This is a genomic window from Halothiobacillus diazotrophicus, from assembly GCF_001663815.1.
In the GTDB taxonomy this organism is placed as follows: Bacteria; Pseudomonadota; Gammaproteobacteria; order Halothiobacillales; family Halothiobacillaceae; genus Halothiobacillus; species Halothiobacillus diazotrophicus.
The window spans coordinates 826390-845809 of record NZ_CP016027.1 but is presented as its reverse complement, the minus strand read 5'-3'; the positions used below and the strand labels follow the sequence as shown (position 1 = coordinate 845809).

Genomic DNA, 19420 nt, shown 5'->3' with positions numbered 1-19420 from the left:
AAGTCTCAGCGATTGACCAACGTATGGCGAAGCAGGGCGCGCACTTCGTCGGTCTTCGGCTGTACGCCGTGCCACTGGTAAAAGCTTTCTGCGGCCTGTTCCACCAGCATCCCCAAGCCATCCAATGCCCGCGCGCCGAGCGATTCGGCCCACGTCATGAACACGGTGGGTTCCGACCCGTAGGCCATGTCATAGGCAATCGTGTGAGGACTGAACACCGTATCCGGCACTGCTGGGCGTTGACCGCCGAGACTGGCTGACGTGGCGTTGATGATCAGATCAAACGACAGTTCGTCTTCTGGGAACTGGTCCAGGGCGCAGGCACGCAACATGACAGATGTTTGTACTTGCTCGTGTTCGGCATAATCCCGAATCAGTTGTACTGCCGTCTCGCCCCGGCGATTGGCAACCCGTATTTCGGCCGGTTCTGCGGCACATAGGGGGCCCAACACCCCGCGTGCGGCACCTCCGGCACCGATCAGCAGGACCCGCCGACCTTTGACTGGGATGTCGTGGTAGGACAGGTCCCGCATCAGTCCCACGCCATCGGTGTTGTCGCCACGAACCGGCGCCTCGTCGTTATCGGGAAAAATCAGGGTGTTGACGGCACCGGCCTGTCTGGCACGATCACTGAGTTCGGCACAGTAGGCATAAGCTTCATGCTTGAAGGGAACGGTGACGTTCAACCCACGCCCCCCTTCCTGTCGAAATTGCGTCACGGTGGCGACGAATTCGTCCAGCGGGGCAAGAATTGCCGCATAACTTAATTCGATCCCCGTCTGCCGGGCGAATGCCTGGTGGATCAACGGGGACTTGCTGTGACCGATGGGGTTGCCGATGACCCCATATTTCTTCGGACTGACGGCCATCAAATGGTCAGGGTGCGTATTCCGTTGGCGGTACCGAGGATCAGCACGTCGGCAGGACGGATGGCGAACAGGCCCACGGTCACGATGCCCGGCAGGTTGTTGAGTTCGGCTTCCAGCTTGGCTGGCTCCATGATCTCGAGGTTGTGTACGTCGAGGATCTGGTTGCCGTTGTCCGTCACGAAGCCATCGCGATAGACGGGTTGACCGCCCAGCTTGACGAGTTCCCGGGCGATCATGCTGCGGGCCATCGGAATGACCTCGATCGGCAGGGGGAACTTGCCGAGCCGCTGGACCATCTTGGATTCGTCGGCCACACAGACGAATTTCTTGGCCAGCTGGGCGATGATCTTCTCGCGGGTCAGCGCACCGCCGCCCCCCTTGATCAACTGTAGATGGGCGTTGGTTTCATCGGCGCCATCGACGTAGACCGGCACATCGCTGACGGCATTCAGGTCGAGCACTTCGATTCCGTGGGCGCGCAGGCGCTTGGTACTGGCTTCCGAACTGGAAACGGCGCCTTCGATCTGGTTCTTGATTCCCGCAAGTGCATCAATGAAGAAGTTGACGGTCGAGCCGGTACCCACGCCGACGATGCTGCCGGCAGGAACGTATTCGAGAGCCGCCTGGGCGGCCTGTTGCTTTAATTGATCTTGCGGGGTCATGGATTGTTCCTTCAAGGTTCGACGAAGCGGCCGACGACGATCGCCGGGCGGCTAAACGGGCAACATTCTGGCATGATAGGTGATTTGATGCACCTCTCGCGGGCCGCGTTTTCGAAAATATTCATGTGCTGAGGAGCCGGTTTTGTCCGCACTACTTCAAGATTATCTGCACCGCATTCTGACGGCCCGGGTTTACGACGTGGCGGTGGACACCCCCCTGGAACCGGCGACGCTGATTTCCGAGCGGTTGAAGAATCGGGTCCTGCTGAAGCGTGAGGATACCCAGCCCGTTTTCTCCTTCAAGTTGCGCGGCGCCTACAACAAGATTCATCGACTCTGGCAAGACGGCCTGCTTGAGGCCGGTGTGATCACCGCGTCGGCTGGCAATCATGCGCAGGGCGTCGCCATGGCGGCGCAGAAACTGGGCCTGCGAGCCGTCATCGTGATGCCTCAGACTACGCCGGGGATCAAAGTCGATGCCGTACGCCGGCGCGGTGCCGAAGCCGTCCTGTTCGGGGATACCTTCGAGGAGGCCTATGCACATGCCAGACAGCTCGAAGCGACCGAGGGGCTCGTATATATCCCGCCCTTCGATGACCCGGATGTCATCGCCGGGCAGGGCACCATCGGCGCGGAGATTCTGCGTCATCACCCCGATCCGATTCACGCGATCTTCGTGCCAGTGGGTGGCGGCGGACTGGTTGCCGGTGTCGCGGCCTATGTGAAGATGCTGCGCCCGGATATACGGATCATCGGAGTCGAGCCCGAGGATGCCGCCTGTTTGTCTGCCGCACTGAAGGCCGGCGAACGGGTGATGCTGGATCATGTTGGCCTGTTCGCCGAAGGCGTGGCCGTACGCCAGGTGGGCGAGTATCCCTTCGCCGTCGCGCGCGAGGCCGTGGATGAGGTCATCACGGTGGACACCGATGCGATGACGGCGGCGATCAAGGACATGTTCGACGACACCCGCCAGATCAACGAGGCGGCGGGTGCCTTGGCCCTGGCCGGTCTGAAGCGCTATGTGAAGATGCACGACCTGCAGGGAAAAACCCTGATCGCGATCGCCTCGGGGGCGAACATGAATTTCGATCGGCTGCGCTTCGTGGCCGAGCGCGCGGACATCGGCGAGCAGCGCGAAGCCTTGTATGCGGTGACGATCCCCGAACGGCCAGGGAGCTTCAAAGCGTTTTGCGAACTGTTGGGACGGCGGCAGATCACCGAATTCAACTACCGGTATGCGGATGACGATCGTGCCCACATCTTCGTGGGGATTCGTCTCGATGCGCCGGGCGATCGCGCGGCCGTCTACAACAGGCTGGCAATGGCCGAGTATCCGGTCCTGGATCTCACCGATAACGAGCTTGCCAAACTCCATGCCAGACACATGGTCGGCGGGCACGCTCGGAATATTCGGGACGAGCGGCTGTTTCGATTCGAGTTTCCGGAGCGTCCCGGGGCGCTGCTGAAATTTCTGACCCATCTGGGCGCCCGTTGGAACATCAGTTTGTTCCACTATCGGAATCATGGTGCGGATTACGGTCGAGTTCTCGTCGGTGTCCAGGTGCCAGAGGCCGAAACTGTGGCGCTGACCGACTATTTGACCCGTCTGGGATACCCCTATTGGGCAGAGAGCGACAATCCCGTCTATTCGCTATTTTTGGCCTGAGCTGACCTAGTTCCCGGGGGGCGCAATGCACCGTGATCGATCCAAAGCCCCCAACCTGATGCACGTAGCTTCTCGCAAAAAGTTACACACAATTCCTGTGGATAACCCCGTGGATGACTGTCTGGAATCCCCTGCCCGGCGCAGTGTGTCAAGGACTTAGCACCGATGGTGACAAAATAGCCAACTCATTGGGTGTCATGGCGTGCTGTTATTTAACAGTTTGATATATAAAAGAATAAACAAGATGCTGGTGGTGGGGGTTACGGAATGTTGCAGATTGGTCGGCAGCATGATAGCTGATTGGTGATGCCCTATGACGGTTCAATGATAGTGTGGATAACAGAATTTAATGATTGGGCGTCAAGTCCCCGAATTCATGATGAATTCGTCCTCCTCCGGCGTAATCTCTGGGTTTGTATCGGTTCCATTCTGCAGGGGAGAAATTGCACGCTGACACCATGGTGCATGATGCGTTGAGAAACCGAACGATTTGAATGCAGGATCGGGTGCTTCTCCTTTGCCATCTGAACGGATGCACCCAAAAGACTCATTCCGGCGATCGAGCATTCTGGCGGTGCGCGCCACTTCAGTTCACGCGCTCGTCATTACCCCTTATCTGCGTACTTGGTTATCCCCAGAACCTGTGGATAAGATTGTGTGCAATCGCCGGTGATCGTGCGGGGCTGTTTTCGTATCAAGAGCTTGCTTATTTGATCAAAAAAACGCCAGGTAGCGGCGGGGTCATTTTAATCTGTTGTAAGTGACTGTAATCTATAGAAACTAATGGTTGACGTTTTTTTGTTGCGCTATCCTTGCAGGCCCGTGAGTGATCTGGTAGCGCATGTGTCTGCTCGGCACTGTACCTGTACAGTTTGTGGATAAATTCAGGCGGAAGTTTGCAAATCTTGTGCTGGGGCGGCGAAAAATGTCAGTTCGCCGCCTCGAGTTCCAGGATGCGTTGCCAATCACTTTTTCCAACAGGCATGATTGAAAGTCGGTTGCCGCGACGAAGAAGCGGTAACTCACCGAGCGAATCGTCCTTTTTCAATTCTTCCAATGAGATCAGTCGTCGGGTGTGGCGGATGTACTGGACATCCACCTGGACCCAGCGTGGTTGTTCCGGCGTCGCCTTCGGGTCGAAGTAGCGGTGGTCGGGGTCGAACTGGGTGGGGTCCGGGTAGGGCTTGCTGATGACCTCCATGAGGCCAACGATGCCCGGAACCTTGACGTTCGAATGGTAAAAAAATACCTGATCGCCGATCCGCATGGCATCGCGCATCATGTTGCGCGCCTGGTAATTGCGAATGCCATACCAGCCCTCGACTTTCTGGCGAGCCAGATCGTCAATCGAGAAAACGTCCGGCTCGCACTTCATCAGCCAGTAATTCATGTTCTGTTCCTTGGTTTGAATGGGGGTTTGAGGATCATTTTTTCCGTGACGATATAGTCAAGCGGAATATCCCACGGGTCTGCTGGAAGCCGAGCCACATACTGACAACTGAAGGCGATACCGATCAGTAGGGGTTTCGGATGCCGTAGATTGGCCAGACTCCGGTCATAGTAACCGGCGCCCATGCCCAGTCGGTTGCCAAGCGCATCGTAACCCACGAGCGGGATCAGCAGGGCATCCATGTCTGCAGCCCGCAGCAGGGGATGGCGATGCGATTCGAGGATACCGAACTGATTTCGCCGTGCGCCCGCGGGTCTGGGGTGACGCGCATTCAGATCGAAGGTGGGACGAAAATGCAGGCTGAGATCCCGATTGACCCGGGGGAGCCAGACCGTGCCCGGCCAGCGACGCAGGAAATCCCGGATATCGGGCTCGCCGTCAAATGCGATGTAGCCAGCGATACGACGGGCATTACGAAGGGCGGGGAGAGTGTTGAGGGCGCGAACAATGCGCTGCTGATTCAGGCGACGCTGATAGCCGCCGACGCCACGGCGAAGAGCTCTAAGTTGGCGACGCAGTGAGGATTTGTCCGCGGAAGGGGTCATTGTTCGAGCCGATGTTGGGTGTCTTCCAAAACGCCGTTGGTTGCTCTTCGACCTTGAACCAGAGGTTCAAGCTGGGGGGCGCGCAGAGGGTGTAAGGCTTTCCGTTCGCGACGGACCTGCACACGACCGACTTGGTGCGCCCCCCAAAGTCGCAGATTAAGGCTCAAGGGATTGAGAGGAACCTGACGCACGCCTCAGAAGACTGACTCTATCGTAGGCTCGCTTTGACGTCGGTGCAAGTTCCCCTTGGTGCGGCCCCGGGCGCACGCCCTTGGTGCGCCTGAGGTAAGCGGTTGTTGCGGCAGCCGTAAAACGGCGTCAACGGGCAGTATGCGGTGAGGATGGCGTGCGCAATCATGTGTCGCGAATGATCCATCCGAGGGCGGGCCGCAAACCGTTTGACCTCTGCCGACATATTCGTACACTGTCTCCCTTATTTTGCAAGGCTGGATGAACCGGGCTCGGTCCGAACTCGACGGTCGGCGGCTTGCCTGGACAGAGGTGACCTGCGTCATGCAGATTTATGCTATTCCCGTTCTCGATGATAATTACGTCTGGCTCATCGAGGGGTGCAATCGGCAGTGTGCGATCGTGGATATGGGCGCTGCTGCGCCCGTCATCGCGGCCGTCGAGGCGCGTGGCCTGACACCGCGAGCCGTATTGCTGACCCACCATCACTGGGATCATACGGCGGGTCTTGCAGATTTCCTGTCACGTTTTGCAGTGCCGGTATACGGCCCGACCATCGAGGCCCAGTCCTGGGTGACCGAGCCCCAGAATGATGGCGATACCTTTTCGATTCCCGAAGTCGGGACATTCCAGGTGATCGCGACGCCGGGTCATACGCGCGGTCACCTCGTATTCACGACCGAGGGGGCCGCGTTTACCGGCGATACGCTTTTCAGTGTGGGTTGTGGTCGTCTGTTTGAGGGAACGCCCGAACAGATGCAGCATTCCCTGGATCGAATTGCCGCGCTGCCCGATGACACCCTGATTTACTGCGGCCATGAGTACACGGCCGACAATCTGCGTTTTGCCCGACATGCCGAACCGGACAATCCGGCCATCCAGGCGCGGGATGCAGAAGTTGAAGAACTTCGTCGTACCGGCAAACCGACAGTGCCAACCAGTCTGGCGCTCGAAAAAAGGACGAACCCCTTCCTGCGCGTGCGTGCGCAGGATTTGCGCGATGCGATTTGTCGTCATGCCGGTGCGGCATCGATGACCGACGCGGCGGCTTTTGCCACGGTACGTCGCTGGAAAGATGATTTTGATGGTTTGAAGCCTTTGTAAAGGGATGTTTGTACCGTAATGAAGTATCCAGTCCATCTATCTGCCGGCGCAACGCCGGGGGTGTCCACGCCAGTGAAGCCTCGCCTGCCGAAAGCACTTCTTTGGGCGCCCTTCATGGCGATACTCGCAGGCTGTGCCCAGTTACCGAATGCGGTCGATACTCATTCGACATCGAGTTCGGCAATGTCGCTCGGGGACTCGTCCGATCTGAGCAACTCCGTTGACTACAGCATTCTGCCGGCCATGGGCGGAGTTACCACCGCCAATGGGCATCCGGCCTCCTGGGCGCATGACGGCAATCTCTGGCATTACATCGCAGCGCAATTTACATTGCCCATCCCCGATAATCCCCGGGTTCAGGCGCAATTGAACTTCTACGCCAGTCACATCGATTATCTCCAGCGTGTGACGGAGCGGGCGCAACCCTATCTGCACATGATCGTGTCGGATCTGCAAAAGAACAATTTGCCTCTTGAACTGGCCCTGCTGCCGATCGTCGAGAGTGCCTATCGTCCTGATGCCGTATCCAGCAGCAACGCTGCAGGTATCTGGCAGTTCGTGCCCAGTACGGGTACCCATTTCGGTCTCGCCCGAACGACGTGGTACGACGGTCGTCGCGACATCAAGGCATCCACGGATGCAGCCATGAGCTACTTCACCCGACTGCGTACCATGTTCAACGATGACTGGCCCGTTATCATCGCTTCTTATAATGGCGGTGAGGGCACGCTGCAGAATGCGATCGCCTACAATGCCGCGCGCGGTCGTCCGACCGATTTCTGGGACCTGACGCAGATCAGCCGTGAGACGGCCGACTACCCGGCGCGTCTCTATGCCTTGGTCGAGATATTCAGCCATCCGAAGAAGTACGGATTCACGCCATACCCGATTCCCAACGCGCCGGTTCTGACCGAAATCAAGCTCGACAAGTCCATCAACCTGGGCAAACTGGCCCAGATCACTGGAATATCACACGACGAGTTGTACCGATTGAATCCGGGCTTCGACCGGTTGATCACCGGACCGCAGACGGGGCATTTGCTCGTGCCCAAGAGCATTGCCGATCAGTTCACGCCAAAAGCATTGGAAGAAGCCGAAAAATCGGCACGAGACTGGGGGCGTTATACGCTGCGTCGGGGCGACAGCTTCCACAAGGTTGCCTATCGCTTCGGTTGCGATGTCGACGAGCTCATCAAGGTGAATCGCCTGAGTTCGACCTATGCCCATCCCGGGGAAACCATCATTGTCCCCTTGGATCGCAAGAGTCATCTTGCCGGTGTGCATGATCGACTCTATACGGTGCGGGATGGGGATTCTCTTTGGGGCCTCTCTCGAAAATTCAACGTCGACGTGGCCGATATCCAGCACATGAACGGCTTGAAAAAGGACAGCGTTATCCGTCCGGGGGAGAAGCTGATCGTCGGTTTCGAACGGGATGTCCCGGCGGCTGCAGCGCATCGTGACCACGAGAAAGTGTCTAAGGTGGCGACATCCGCCGTGCGTCAGAAACATCGTTATACCGTGAAGAAGGGCGATACGCTGTGGAATGTTGCCCAGCGGTTTTCGACGACAGTGCATGAGTTGCTATCCGTGAATGGACTCAAGTCCTCCGAACCTTTGCAGCCCGGCCAGGTTTTGGTGATCGCCAGCACGAACTGATCGGTTCGTTGGCCAGCCGGCTACCTTGCACCTAACCATCGAGGCGTGTGCATCCACCCAAAGTGGCGCTTCGTTGTCGTCGCCGTCTGTCCCCCGTTCGGCTGCCGATTCGGACGCGACAAAGAAAAAGCCCCGCAATGCGGGGCTTTTCTGATCACACAGTGTCTGTGTGATTACTGGATATCGCCGCAGGCTACCGTTTTGTTCGGGGTGCTCTTGCTTTCTGCCAGGCTGAAAGATAGTGAGTCGGGCTGGAACAGGGAGCCAGTGGCTGCATTGATGACGGTCTCGGATTTGCCGTGAACCACGTCGGTCAGCGGATACTTGACCTTGGCGGCGGAGTTGTCGCAACGGCCCAGGTTGATGCTGAACGGCATCGGACCGGCAACGTTCTTGCCCTTGATCGTGGCGACCAGCTTGGTCTTGTCGGCGGCGACGGGGATAACCGTGATGGTGCCGGTAATGCCGGAGTTGTTTACCGGAATCATATGCTCGAGAAATTGCTGGTTGGAATCAACGATGACTTCAGCTTTGTTAGCCGCGTGCGCGGTGCCGATCATCAGTGCAGCAATGGCAGATGCCAAAACGATCTTTTTCATGGTTACCCCTAGGTTGGTTTTAATTCACGGATACAAACGCCTGAATGTCTGACGAGGCGATCATCTATTTTAGATGATTCTGACTGATTCGGGTTCCTTTTTGTGGCGTACCCTGGTCATGAAAATATTGATTACATGATAAGTAAATACTAATACAACTCGTTGGCTGGTCATAGTATTCCTGATTTCACGTATTTTCCCTACCGTCCAGGTGTCCTCCCAGGTGTCATCGGCCAACGGACTACCGTATCGACAATGACCGATCCACGAAGCGTGCATCGGTCGTGTTCCGGCGCTCAATCCTGTGCAGGTTTCGGCTTGCGACGGAGCTTCTCACTCAGCGTTTGCAGCAATACGAAAAACATCGGTACGAACAGGATCGCGACATAGGTGGCGAGAATCATGCCGCCCACGATGCCCGTACCCAGGGAATGTCGTGCGCCCTCGCCGGCACCGGTTGCCATGGCCAGCGGAATAACGCCGAGAATGAAGGCCATCGAGGTCATCACCACCGGACGGAAGCGGATCCGTGCGGCCTCGATGGCGGCGTCGCGAATCGAATGACCCTGCGCGCGGAGTTTCGCAGCGAATTCGACGATCAGAATCGCGTTCTTGGCGGACATGGCGATCAGCACCAGCAGACCTACCTGGAAGTAGACGTCGATGGCCAGCCCCCGCATCCAGTTCGCCAGGAGGGCCCCGAGTACCGCAAAGGGCACGGCGGTAATGACGGCAAGGGGCAGGCTCCAGCGTTCATAGAGCGCAGACAGAATCAGGAAGATCATGATGATGCCCAGTCCGAAGGCAATTGCACCGGAACTGCCCGCGGCCAATTCCTGGTAGGCCGCGCCCGTCCAGCCGAGGCTGAAGCTATGGGACAGATTGCTGGCAGCGACTTCCTGCATGGCTTTCAACGCCTGACCGGAGGAATACCCGGGTGCCGGGTTACCCATGATCTTGGCAGCCGGGAAGATATTGAATCGATCCACGACATCGGGGCCGGTGACGCGGGTCAGGGTCACCAGCGAACTCAGCGGAATCAGTTTTCCCGCATTGCTGCGCACATAGACCTGCTCCAGATCCTGCGCCGAAGCCCGGTAATCCTTGTCGGCCGCCATGTTGACCTGGAAATTGCGGCCGAAGAGGGTGAAATCGTTCACATAGCCTGCGCCAAAGGTGGATTGCATGGCCGTGAAGATATCCTTGACCGGTACGCCCAGGGCATACGCCTTGTCGCGGTTGACCTCGAGATGGTACTGCGGCATGTCGTAGACGAAGGTCGAGCGGACGCCCTGCAGTTCGGGGCGCTTGTTCGCAGCGGCTACCAGGGTGTTTACGGCCGCGTTCAGGCTGGCAAGGCCGCCGTTACCCCGGTTCTGCAGGTAGAACTCGAAACCGCCCGTGGTCGAGATGCCGCGGATCGGCGGGGGCACGAAGGAGAACACGACACCTTCGGGAATGCGATGGGCCTCACCCATGGTCCTGCCGACCAGTGCCTTCACGCTCTGCGACGGCAGCGGCCGCTGATCCCAATTCTTCAGGCGGGTAAAGGCGACCCCCATATTGGAACGCGAGGTACCGGACAGCAGGTCGAAGCCGGCAAACGCAATGCAGGCGTTCACTTCGGGGTTCTTCTGGGCGATCGCGGAGAATTCGTCGCGCAGGTGTGCGGTCCGATCGAGACTGGCGCCCGGCGCCATCTTGATCACGGAGATGAAGTAGCCCTGATCCTCGTCGGGGACGAGTCCGGTCGGCGAGTGCTTGAACAGGATCACGGCCGCTGCGATCACGCCGGCAAACAGCAGCAAGCCGATGGGCCAAGCCTTCATGAACAGACGGACCAGCCCCATGTAGGCCTGAGTGATCTTGACGAAACCCCGGTTGAAAATGCGGAACGGCAGCGCGGGTTCGTCGTTCTCATGCTTGCCCAGAAGCAGGGCCGTCATGGCCGGCGTCAGCGTGAGTGCAACGATCGCCGACAGTACCACGGAGATCGAGATGGCCACGGCGAACTGGCGGTACATGACACCGGCCAGTCCGGGCATGAAGGCGACCGGGACGAACACGGCGAGCAGTACCATGGTAGTGGCGATGATCGGCCCGGACACCTGCTGCATGGCCTTGATGGCGGCTTCCTTGGCATGCAGATGCTGTTCGTGCATCAGGCGCTCGACGTTCTCGATCACGATGATGGCGTCGTCCACCACGATACCGATGGCGAGTACGAAGCCGAACAGGGTCAGCAGGTTGATGGACATGCCGGCAAGATAGAGTCCTGCCAAAGCGCCGATCAGCGCTACCGGGATCGCCAGCAGGGGCACGACCGTTGCGCGGGCTTTCTGCAGGAAGACGAAGATCACGAGGACGACCAGCATCATCGCTTCGAACAGGGTCTTCAGGACCTCATGGATGGAAATCCGCACGAAATCGGTCGTGTCGAGCGGGATGGTGTAGGTCAGATCGCCCGGAAACGCCTTGTTCAGCTCCTTCATCTTGGCCCGGATGGCGGCCACCACGTTCAGCGCGTTTGCGCCCGGCGAGAGGAAGATCCCGATCGGTACGGTCGGCTTCCCGTTATAGGTCGCATTGAACCCGTAGGTCTTTGAGCCGAGATCGATGCGCGCCACGTCCGCCAGTTTCAGGGTGCCGCCCAGCTTGTTGGACTTGAGGATGATGTTCTTGAACTGCTTCACGTCCCGGAAGCGGCCGTCTGCCTTGATGGTGTAGGTGAAGCTCTCGGATTTGTCGTTCGGCGCATCGTTGAACTTGCCGGCAGCAAATTGGGCGCTCTGCGCCTTGATGGCATTGGATACGTCCGTCGGGGTCAGACCGAAATGCGCGAGTTTGGCTGGGTCCAGCCAGATGCGGATCGAGTAGTCCTGGGCGCCGAAGAGTTTGGTGTCGCCGACACCGGGGATGCGCTTGAGTTCGTCGATGATGTTGAGCAGGGCATAGTTGGATACGTAGCGCGTGCTGAATTCCCCGTTCTTGGACATCAGTGTGATGACCATCAGGATGTCGCTGCTCTTCTTCTGGACCGTGATGCCCTGGTCTCGGACTTCCTGCGGCAGCTGGGAAAGCGCCTGCTGCACGCGGTTGTTGACGTCGATCGTGGCCTGATCGGGATCGGTGCCGTTCGCGAAGGTCGCCGTGAGGGTCATCGTTCCGTCGTCGGAACTGGTGGAGGTCATGTAGAGCATGTTCTCCACGCCGTTGATGCGTTGCTCCAGAGGGGCCGCGACGGATTCGGCGATGGTGGCGGCGTCCGCACCGTTATAGACGGCGCTCACCTGAACGTCGGGCGGCACGATCTGCGGGTACTGTTCGACCGGCAGGCCGGTAAAGGCGGCGGCCCCGGCAAGCGTAATGACGATCGCCAACACGGAGGCGAAGATGGGCCGCTGGATGAAATAGCTTGAAATCATAGAATGTCGCCGAACCTGTGAAGCTTGGTTATCAGGGGTGCTCGCGATCGCCACGGATCATTTCCTGGGATCATTTCCTGGGATCATTTCTTGTCGGCGAGCGGTTCGATCTGGATGCCCGGGCGCAGCTTGATCAGGCCATCGGTCACGACCCGTTCACCCGCTGAGAGACCGGATTCGATGATCTGCCCCTTGTCGCTGTCCGGCCCCAGTTCCACGGGTGACAGATGGACCTCGTTGTCCTTCGACACGGTATAGACCGCATAGCTGCCGGGTCGAATGCCGCTGGTCAGCGCGGTTTGCGGGATGACCAGCGCATTGTCGAACTGGGCTACCTGGATTTTCACGCGCACGAAGGCGTTGGGTTTGATGTCGCCGGCCGGGTTCGGGAACAGGGCCCGCATCTTGACCGTGTTGGTTTGCGGGTCGACGTTGATCGAGCGGTAGTTGACGCTCCCCTTGATCGGCTTGCCGGCGTTCATCAGCAGTGCGGTAGTCGGATGGGCCGGCGTCGGGTTCAGAGCCCGGGTGGACGCATACGGGTTGTCGGCCGAGTAGGTCAGCAGCACCTGGATGGGATCGATATCGTTGATCTGGACGAGTTCATCGCCCGGCTTGATCAGGTTGCCCACCGCGACCGCGCGCAGACCGGCGATACCGGTGATGGGTGCGGTCACCTTGGTGTAGTTCACGTTGATCTGTGCAGCGCTGACCTTGGCGTTCGCAACCTGCAGGCCGGCCTTGGCAATTTCCAGGGCGGATTGCGCATCGTCCCGATCCTTGACGCTGACCACGCCCTTGGCGAACAGGGTGCTGATCCGGTTCCAGTCGCGTTGCGCTGCATTAAGGGCGGCCTGTGCCGAGCTCACGGCTGCCTGGGCCTCATGGAGCGTGGCGACGTAAGGCTTGTCGTCGATCTTGAACAGAGAGGCATCTTTCTTGATCAGCTGCCCTTCGGTGTAGTCCCGGGAGTCGAGGATCCCGCCGATCTGCGCGCGCACGTCCACGCTGCGGTTGGCCGCCGTGCTGCCGGTAAAGGTTTCATATACCGTCACGGGCTGCGGCTGAACGGTGAGCACGGGAACGACGGGCGGCGGCATCTTGTGTCCGCCGGGTTGCTCCTTCGCCTCCTTGGCCAGGGCCGGCAGGGCCAGCGTGGTGAGTCCACACAACAAAGACACCCCGATGAGGTGTCTTGCAGTCAATCGCTTCCCGAAGGTCGGGGCCGGAAACGCAGGGGAGGCTGGCATGATGTTTTGATTTTCCGCGGCAAGGATGAAATGGATAGTCTGCTAATAATTTAGCATGCATTTTAAGTGTTGACCACGCAAAATCATCGGCTATTTGACGATTTTATACGGTGCGATTGACGGGAAAAATCCAGGTGCGATCTGGTGACCGCGTTGCCTGGCAACGGTGCGCTGGTCGCCATTCCGGTGATCTTAGGGTGTAGCGTCAGGGCGCACCCGCCACGAGGAACGGGGCGTGCTGCGGGTGGTCGTCAGTGTGAGGGCGGGGCGTTACGCAGGAATCCCGCCTGCTTCAGAAGGATCTGCGCCAGTTCCGACGCGTTGCGGTGGGTGCCGGGGCCTGATGCCTCCGATACATCCGTATGCCAGATAAAATAGGGTGTCCGGCCATCCGGCATGCCCAACTTTTCGTAGACCGTGCTCATGATCGGGACATGGTCGCCATACCAGCATAGCCAGCCGGGTCGGACGTTATCCGTCAGCGTCTCGGCAATATGTTCGGCCATGCGACTGGCGTTGCGCAGGTGCCGGAGGTAAATCGTGAGGTCATCCGTTCCTGCCGGTGGCGGGGCAGTGTAGAGCGTCGCGATATCGTCCGGTGCTACTTTTTCCAGATGCAACGGGCCATGATTCTCCATCGTGATCACGAAGATGAAGGTCGGTACCTCTGCCTCGGCAAGCAGTGTTCGAATCCGTTCCGCGATGGCCTGATCCGCGGTGTATGGCCCGAATTTATCCGCCGGCGTGAAAGCAGCGAGATCGATGAATTCGTCGAAACCCAGGAGCGGATAAACCCGCTGACGGTCGTAGAAGCTGATGGGGTAGGGGTGAATGCACAGGGTACGATAGCCCAGATTTTTCAGTGCGCGGGCGAGGCTGCCGTGTTCGTCGCTCTTGAAGGCGCGGTAGGGGTTGAACCGGTGAACGCCGAGGTTATCGGCATCGAAACCGCTCAGGAAGGCGAATTCGCTGCGTACCGTGTTCGCACCCCAGGCCGGTACGCGGCAGGTACCTGCCGCCACGGCTTCCGCACCGAGTCGATCGAGCCCCGCCGTCACCGACGGCGCGATGTCCGGCCAGAGTGTCCGCGGGTCGAAGAAGGATTCGCTCTGGACCGCCACGATATGGGGCAGGGTTTCTGCCGAATCGTCCGGGTTCTTTTCTGCGGCCAGCAACGGAGATCGCCAGCTGGGCACGGGACTGAAATACGCATGGCCGTAGTGCCACAGGGCACTGAGCAGGCCATGCGCCGTCAGGTCGGTCACCGGCTCGAAGGTCATGATCGATCGCCACCGGTGCCCGAACAGAATCAGCCCCGCTGCGAGTGCCCCCATGCCGGAATAGGCCCCGAGGGTCTGCGGGGTGATCTGCAGCCGGTCTTCCGCCCAGAAACCCAGACCGATCGCGGCCGCGATTCCCAGCGCGGCGGCTATGGCCCGACCCCAGCCGAGAAAGGGGATGTACAGCCGCGGGTGGCGGATCGCATCGATGAAGTAATCGTAGTCCTGGAACACGAACGGCTCGCGCAAGGCCAGATATTTCGCGTTGTTCACCATGATCAGGGTCAGCAGCCCGGCACTGACCACGGTCATGGCGAACCAGGGGCGTCCCAGAATCAGCGTGAGGAGGCAGTATGCCGCGAGCCAGATGCCCACATGCAGCGCCAGATCGCTGGGTTTTCGCCGGGTCGGGGCGACGGGACGAGGTTGGAGCACCCCTTCGAGGGCAAAGGAAACCAGTAGACCCGCCAGGGCCGCCAATACGATGGAAGTCATGTTAGAACTCAGCGATAACCCATGCGTTGAACGATCCAGCCGGAAAGGCCGGCCGGCAGTGCGGCCAGAAACCAGGTGCCGAGATTCAGCGGGAAGGGGAAGCTGATTCGGGCCCGATTGTGACGCAAACCCTGCCGGATGCGCCGGGCGGCGCTATCGGGATCGATCTCGAACGGTTTGGGTCCGGGCATTTCTGCGCACATCGGGGAGGAAACATAACCCGGCATGATGACATTTACCTGAATGCCCATCGGTCCCAGCCAACCGCGCAAGGCTTCGCCATACGCCTTGAGGCCCGCCTTGCTGGCGCAATAGGCGGGCGTGACAGGCAGGCCGAAATAGCCGGCAAGAGAGCTGACGAGTGCGATCTGGCCGGTGCCGCGGGGCTGCATGTGGCGGATGGCGACGTCGGCCAGCGCCATCACGCTCATCAGGTTCAGGGTGATCAGTCGCTGGGCGTCCGACCAATCTTCCGGTTCCCCGTTCGGGCCGGTATGAATGTTCATGCCGGCGTTGAGCACGACGAGATCCAGCGGGCGTTCGGTGCAGAGCTGTTCCAGCCAGGTCCGTGCCGCCGCGACCTCCGTCAGGTCGCCCTGATGGGTGATGACTTCCGCGCCGCGATCCGTGCAGGCGAGGCGGATCTGTTCGAGTTCGAGCGGATTGCGTCCGTGGAGGACGAGTACGACGCCGGGTTCGGCGTAGTTTCGCGCCAACGCGCCGCCGATGGCACCGGTGGCACCGGTGATCAGGATCGTCCGCGGTTCAGGACGGCTCATTCAGCATCACCTCCAGGGGGGATTGATCCGCCAGCAACCTCGGGAGTGCCCCATCGATGGCCATCTTCATCCCGGTCGGGCAATAGAAGCCACCATTGATCTGAGTCGTGGCGAGTGCCACGGATCGGAAGGCCATGAACAGGCGCTTGTCCGGCGGGCAGGGCTCGTGCCAGAACCGATCCAGCGGGCAATCGGTGGTCAGTCCCTTCATGGCGTAGATCGATGGGGCCAGGGCCGCAACGGGCGTGCCGCGTTCGAGCGCCAGGGTGCCGACGGTACTGTTGGCGACGACGACGCCCTGCGCACAGCGGACCATCGTCTCCAGATCGCCCCCCTCGAAGAACCATACGCGATGGGCGATACCCAGCTCGCGCGCCAGATCGCTGCACACCCGCTCGTGCGAAACCAGGCCCGGATCCAGGGGATGGTTCTTGATCACCAGCAGCGTGTCCGCGGGCGCGTGTTCGGCGAAGGAGGTCATCACGGCGCGCATGACGCCCCCGACCCCATCGAATGAGGAATGGTCGCGGATCTGGGCGTCGCCATCGAGCTGCAGGGGCAGGAAGAAAAATGGTTGCCCGGTCTGCAGCATTCGCGAGAGGCGCTTCAGGTCCTGGGCTTGGCGGCGGCGCAGACGCATCATTCGCCAGCCGTAACCGATGTACTCGACCGGCGCGGTATACAACGCGTGCGTGCGGTAGTTCGGGAATACGAAGGGATTCAGCAGACCGGCCAGGTGGTACAGCACGTCGTGAAGCGCCCGCTGGGAAAACGGGACGCGGAAGGGCAGGCGGGCCGGAATCACGGAAACGTGCTTGACGGCGCCGAGATACCACTGGGGATCGGCGGGCAATTGGGTGTGTCCGTTGACGCCGCCGCGTTCCAGCGTGATCCAGTGGGGCCGGAAATAGCCCTCCTCGAAGACATGGACGCGGATCTCGCGCTGTGCGGCGGCTTCGATGAACGGTCGATGCACGGGTCGCCGATCGCCGAACAGGATGATGTCGGTGACGGCCGTGTCTTCGAGCAGCTTTTCGCTCCACGCCGGCAGTTCCTCCAGCTTGCCCTGGAAGCGTCGGGCGCCGCCGCGCCGCCAGTACGCCATGTCGCCGCCGTTGAAATTGACCTTGCTGATGCGATGGCCCAGCGTTTCGATGCGTTCGGCTAGGCGCGGAAAGAACGGCGTCGCCGGTCCCTGAAGAAAGAGAAAATGTCGTCGCGTCACCGTACGCCCACCACTAATCGCAAAATCACCCGCATTCCCCGTCGCCACCAGGGCAGCTTGCCGCCCATTCGTTTTTTTTCCGCCAGTAGATGTTCCGTGGCCGTTTCCGGCGTCGTCAATGTGTTCCTGGTCCAGTCGAAATAGACCGGGTAGAGAATCAATGTCCCTGCGATCAGCGCCTCCAGCGACAAGGTGCGGCTGCGGCGCGGCAGGGCACAGCGATCCTCCGTCAGTCCCCAGCCACTGAAGAACGGCTTGCCGTGACACACGACCTTTCGGCCGCGCAATAATGCCTCAAAACCGGCCAGCGATGTCATGACATGCACCTCATCGACCAGGTCGAGCAACCGGGACATGTCCAGATCGACGATCACCTCGTCGGCCAGCGTGTCCGCCCGATGTTCCTCGACCCCTTCGGCCCGCAGACGGGCCACCACATCGGGATGGGGCTTGTAGATCAGATAATCGCCGGGTGCGCATTCGGCACGCACCGCCTGCAAGAGGGACCAGTTGGTGCGAATGTCTCCGCCCCCGGCGGCCAGTGAGGCATCGGATTCCACCTGGCCCACGGCCAGTACGATGCGACGGACCCCTTGCGGCGGTCGCCATTCCGACGTACCGACATTATATTTGGTCAACCCTGATGATCGTACGGTTTCCTGCAGCTGGCGCGCTCGTCTCAGGCTTTCCTCGTCCTCGATTCCCGACTGGAGCAGGGTTTCGAGGCGGGAGGGCGTGCGTGCATCGTAGTAGATACCGACCGGGTCGACGACCCAGGAGACGGGACGGATCAGATCCGCACCCAGTCCGACCGAGCGCAGGAAGCCATCCTCGATGCGAATGACCTGCCATTGATCCGTTCCCGCGTTCGCCGGGAGTTCCGCCAGACCCCAGACCACGACGGTGGCTGCCTTGGGGAGCACCGGCCACCGGTCGATGAAGTGGACCTGGGCATTGGCGAAGCAAAGGCGCACCGCCGCCTGTTTCCACCGGGAAAAGCCATGTGCCCACACCGCGCCGGTGACTTGCGCCGGATGCCAGGTTGCAGGGGCGGGGTTACTCATGATGCGTCAGAGACTCGATCAGTCGATCCACGACGATGAAATGATCCTTCCAGGTCGGGGTCTTGAACGTACGAATTCGTTTCAGCTGATTGGATCGACGGTCCGAGTTCGGCCGCACTGAATAGTCCAGGATGGCTTCCCGCCAAGCTTTTCCATCCAGCGGATGGATGTAATCGGGTATGTCGGCAGCCAATTCGCGGAATACCCGCAAGTTGCTGGCGATGACCGGGCATCCGGCTGTAAAGGCCTCGATCAGCGGCATGCCGTAGCCCTCGACGAACGCGGGAAACAGCAGGGCCTGGGCATGGGCCAGCCAGGTGGTCAGTTCGTCATCCAGGCAGTGCGGCAATTCGATGACGGCCCGTTTCAACGCCGGCGAACGATCCAGTAGGTCGATGACCTGTTCGCATTCCCAGCCGCGTTGGCCGATGACCACGAGTCGCGGTACGCGATCCTCGCCGAACTCCGCGACGAGATCGCGCCACAGATGCAGGAGCAGGAGGTGGTTCTTTCTCGGTTCGATGGTCCCGAGCACCACGAAATAGGGTTCGAGCAGCGGACGTGCTGCCTCCGGTGGCGGCATCCGTGCCGGGCCGAGCATGGCAACGGCGTGCGGCGGCAGCGTCACGCCCTGCTTGGCGGCATATTCCAGCAGTCTCAGGCGGGTGTCCTTGGAATTCATCAACAGCCCCGCGCCGGAAGAGAGCATCGTACGAAGCCGCTCTGCGTGGCGGATTGATTCGCCGGGGCGACAGAACTCCGGATGCGTCAAGGGAATCAGATCGTGCAGAAAGTAGACGGCCTTGAGTCCGGCCTTGGCGATGCGCCGCGTGTAATCCGGGTCGTCGAGGCCTGAATGTCCGGTATTCAGGAGGATGCTGCCCCGTTGAATGGCCTGGTGGTTGAAGACCAGCCCCTTGCCCACGATCCACCGTGTGATGGCGGAAAAGGACGAAGGTGAGCGCAGCAGGATGGAAAAAAGTGTGCGCGCATCCTTGCCCTGCAGAATGATCCAGCGTCCCGAATAACGGACGAGGGCATCGGCGTGTTTTCGCACATGACGAACATAGGCCAGACTCACGCGATCGACCCCGGTCGGCAACCGGCCTTGCATGGCCCGGTCGACGAGTCGGGTGATGTCGATGATGACGTTCGTCAA

General features: G+C 60.0%; 15 protein-coding genes and 1 other RNA gene. 3 read left to right on the top strand and 13 right to left on the bottom strand.

From position 1 onward, the window contains the following. Positions 1–5: 5 nt before the first annotated feature. Both aroE and rpiA read right to left on the bottom strand, forming a co-directional pair. On the bottom strand, positions 6–869 hold the full coding sequence (aroE, locus tag A9404_RS03760) for a shikimate dehydrogenase (protein ID WP_066098803.1): 864 nt from the start codon (positions 867–869) through the stop codon (positions 6–8). Next, positions 869–1531: a ribose-5-phosphate isomerase RpiA gene (gene rpiA / locus A9404_RS03755; RefSeq protein ID WP_066098801.1), complete on the bottom strand. Its 663-nt coding sequence runs from the start codon at positions 1529–1531 to the stop codon at positions 869–871. The genes aroE and rpiA overlap by 1 nt, the downstream gene beginning before the upstream one ends. 142 nt (positions 1532–1673) lie before the next feature. Here rpiA and ilvA point away from each other — a divergent pair, with 142 nt between their 5' ends. Further along, positions 1674–3197, top strand: a complete 1524-nt coding sequence (gene ilvA / locus A9404_RS03750; protein WP_066098798.1) for a threonine ammonia-lyase, biosynthetic — start codon at positions 1674–1676, stop codon at positions 3195–3197. Positions 3198–4125: 928 nt separating this feature from the next. On the opposite strand, the gene A9404_RS03745 is transcribed toward ilvA, so the two are convergent. The 3 genes from A9404_RS03745 to ssrS form a co-directional block, all read right to left on the bottom strand. Continuing rightward, positions 4126–4587, bottom strand: coding sequence for an EVE domain-containing protein (locus A9404_RS03745; RefSeq protein ID WP_066098795.1), 462 nt, complete (start codon positions 4585–4587; stop codon positions 4126–4128). Further along, positions 4584–5192 carry a 5-formyltetrahydrofolate cyclo-ligase gene (locus A9404_RS03740; protein ID WP_066098793.1) on the bottom strand — a complete coding sequence of 203 codons (609 nt, stop codon included), beginning with the start codon at positions 5190–5192 and terminating at the stop codon, positions 4584–4586. Before A9404_RS03740 ends, A9404_RS03745 begins: the two co-directional genes overlap by 4 nt. Before the next feature lie 18 nt (positions 5193–5210). Continuing rightward, a non-coding RNA gene (ssrS, locus tag A9404_RS03735) (6S RNA) lies at positions 5211–5396 on the bottom strand. A gap of 309 nt (positions 5397–5705) precedes the next feature. Between ssrS and gloB the strand changes: the two genes are divergently transcribed. Both gloB and A9404_RS03725 read left to right on the top strand, forming a co-directional pair. After that, complete coding sequence (gene gloB, locus A9404_RS03730) at positions 5706–6485, top strand: hydroxyacylglutathione hydrolase (RefSeq protein ID WP_066102744.1); 780 nt, start codon at positions 5706–5708, stop codon at positions 6483–6485. Positions 6486–6599: 114 nt separating this feature from the next. After that, on the top strand, positions 6600–8144 hold the full coding sequence (locus A9404_RS03725) for a LysM peptidoglycan-binding domain-containing protein (protein WP_197490424.1): 1545 nt from the start codon (positions 6600–6602) through the stop codon (positions 8142–8144). Positions 8145–8317: 173 nt separating this feature from the next. On the opposite strand, the gene A9404_RS03720 is transcribed toward A9404_RS03725, so the two are convergent. From A9404_RS03720 to A9404_RS03685, 8 genes are all read right to left on the bottom strand, one after another. Beyond that, positions 8318–8743: a hypothetical protein gene (locus tag A9404_RS03720; protein ID WP_066098786.1), complete on the bottom strand. Its 426-nt coding sequence runs from the start codon at positions 8741–8743 to the stop codon at positions 8318–8320. A 296-nt stretch (positions 8744–9039) separates the two neighbouring features. Further along, positions 9040–12165, bottom strand: coding sequence for an efflux RND transporter permease subunit (locus tag A9404_RS03715; RefSeq protein ID WP_197490472.1), 3126 nt, complete (start codon positions 12163–12165; stop codon positions 9040–9042). Between the two features lie 86 nt (positions 12166–12251). Next, positions 12252–13418, bottom strand: coding sequence for an efflux RND transporter periplasmic adaptor subunit (locus A9404_RS03710; protein ID WP_082922715.1), 1167 nt, complete (start codon positions 13416–13418; stop codon positions 12252–12254). A 251-nt stretch (positions 13419–13669) separates the two neighbouring features. Then, on the bottom strand, positions 13670–15193 hold the full coding sequence (locus tag A9404_RS03705; RefSeq protein WP_066098780.1) for an LTA synthase family protein: 1524 nt from the start codon (positions 15191–15193) through the stop codon (positions 13670–13672). Positions 15194–15201: 8 nt separating this feature from the next. Further along, positions 15202–15972: an SDR family NAD(P)-dependent oxidoreductase gene (locus tag A9404_RS03700; RefSeq protein WP_066098778.1), complete on the bottom strand. Its 771-nt coding sequence runs from the start codon at positions 15970–15972 to the stop codon at positions 15202–15204. Then, on the bottom strand, positions 15959–17197 hold the full coding sequence (locus A9404_RS03695) for a capsule biosynthesis protein (protein ID WP_066098776.1): 1239 nt from the start codon (positions 17195–17197) through the stop codon (positions 15959–15961). Before A9404_RS03695 ends, A9404_RS03700 begins: the two co-directional genes overlap by 14 nt. Next, on the bottom strand, positions 17194–18261 hold the full coding sequence (locus A9404_RS03690) for a capsular polysaccharide export protein, LipB/KpsS family (RefSeq protein WP_066098775.1): 1068 nt from the start codon (positions 18259–18261) through the stop codon (positions 17194–17196). Before A9404_RS03690 ends, A9404_RS03695 begins: the two co-directional genes overlap by 4 nt. After that, positions 18254–19420, bottom strand: a complete 1167-nt coding sequence (locus A9404_RS03685; RefSeq protein ID WP_066098773.1) for a glycosyltransferase family 4 protein — start codon at positions 19418–19420, stop codon at positions 18254–18256. The genes A9404_RS03690 and A9404_RS03685 overlap by 8 nt, the downstream gene beginning before the upstream one ends.

What these genes read in the sequence shown, in the direction of transcription:
- A9404_RS03710 (WP_082922715.1), bottom strand. Translation starts at nt 13,418, where the DNA reads ATGCCAGCCTCCCCTGCGTTTCCGGCCCCGACCTTCGGGAAGCGATTG.
- rpiA (WP_066098801.1), bottom strand. Translation starts at nt 1,531, where the DNA reads ATGACCCCGCAAGATCAATTAAAGCAACAGGCCGCCCAGGCGGCTCTC.
- A9404_RS03745 (WP_066098795.1), bottom strand. Translation starts at nt 4,587, where the DNA reads ATGAATTACTGGCTGATGAAGTGCGAGCCGGACGTTTTCTCGATTGAC.
- aroE (WP_066098803.1), bottom strand. Translation starts at nt 869, where the DNA reads ATGGCCGTCAGTCCGAAGAAATATGGGGTCATCGGCAACCCCATCGGT.
- A9404_RS03720 (WP_066098786.1), bottom strand. Translation starts at nt 8,743, where the DNA reads ATGAAAAAGATCGTTTTGGCATCTGCCATTGCTGCACTGATGATCGGC.
- A9404_RS03705 (WP_066098780.1), bottom strand. Translation starts at nt 15,193, where the DNA reads ATGACTTCCATCGTATTGGCGGCCCTGGCGGGTCTACTGGTTTCCTTT.
- A9404_RS03725 (WP_197490424.1), top strand. Translation starts at nt 6,600, where the DNA reads ATGGCGATACTCGCAGGCTGTGCCCAGTTACCGAATGCGGTCGATACT.
- A9404_RS03700 (WP_066098778.1), bottom strand. Translation starts at nt 15,972, where the DNA reads ATGAGCCGTCCTGAACCGCGGACGATCCTGATCACCGGTGCCACCGGT.
- gloB (WP_066102744.1), top strand. Translation starts at nt 5,706, where the DNA reads ATGCAGATTTATGCTATTCCCGTTCTCGATGATAATTACGTCTGGCTC.
- A9404_RS03740 (WP_066098793.1), bottom strand. Translation starts at nt 5,192, where the DNA reads ATGACCCCTTCCGCGGACAAATCCTCACTGCGTCGCCAACTTAGAGCT.
- A9404_RS03690 (WP_066098775.1), bottom strand. Translation starts at nt 18,261, where the DNA reads ATGAGTAACCCCGCCCCTGCAACCTGGCATCCGGCGCAAGTCACCGGC.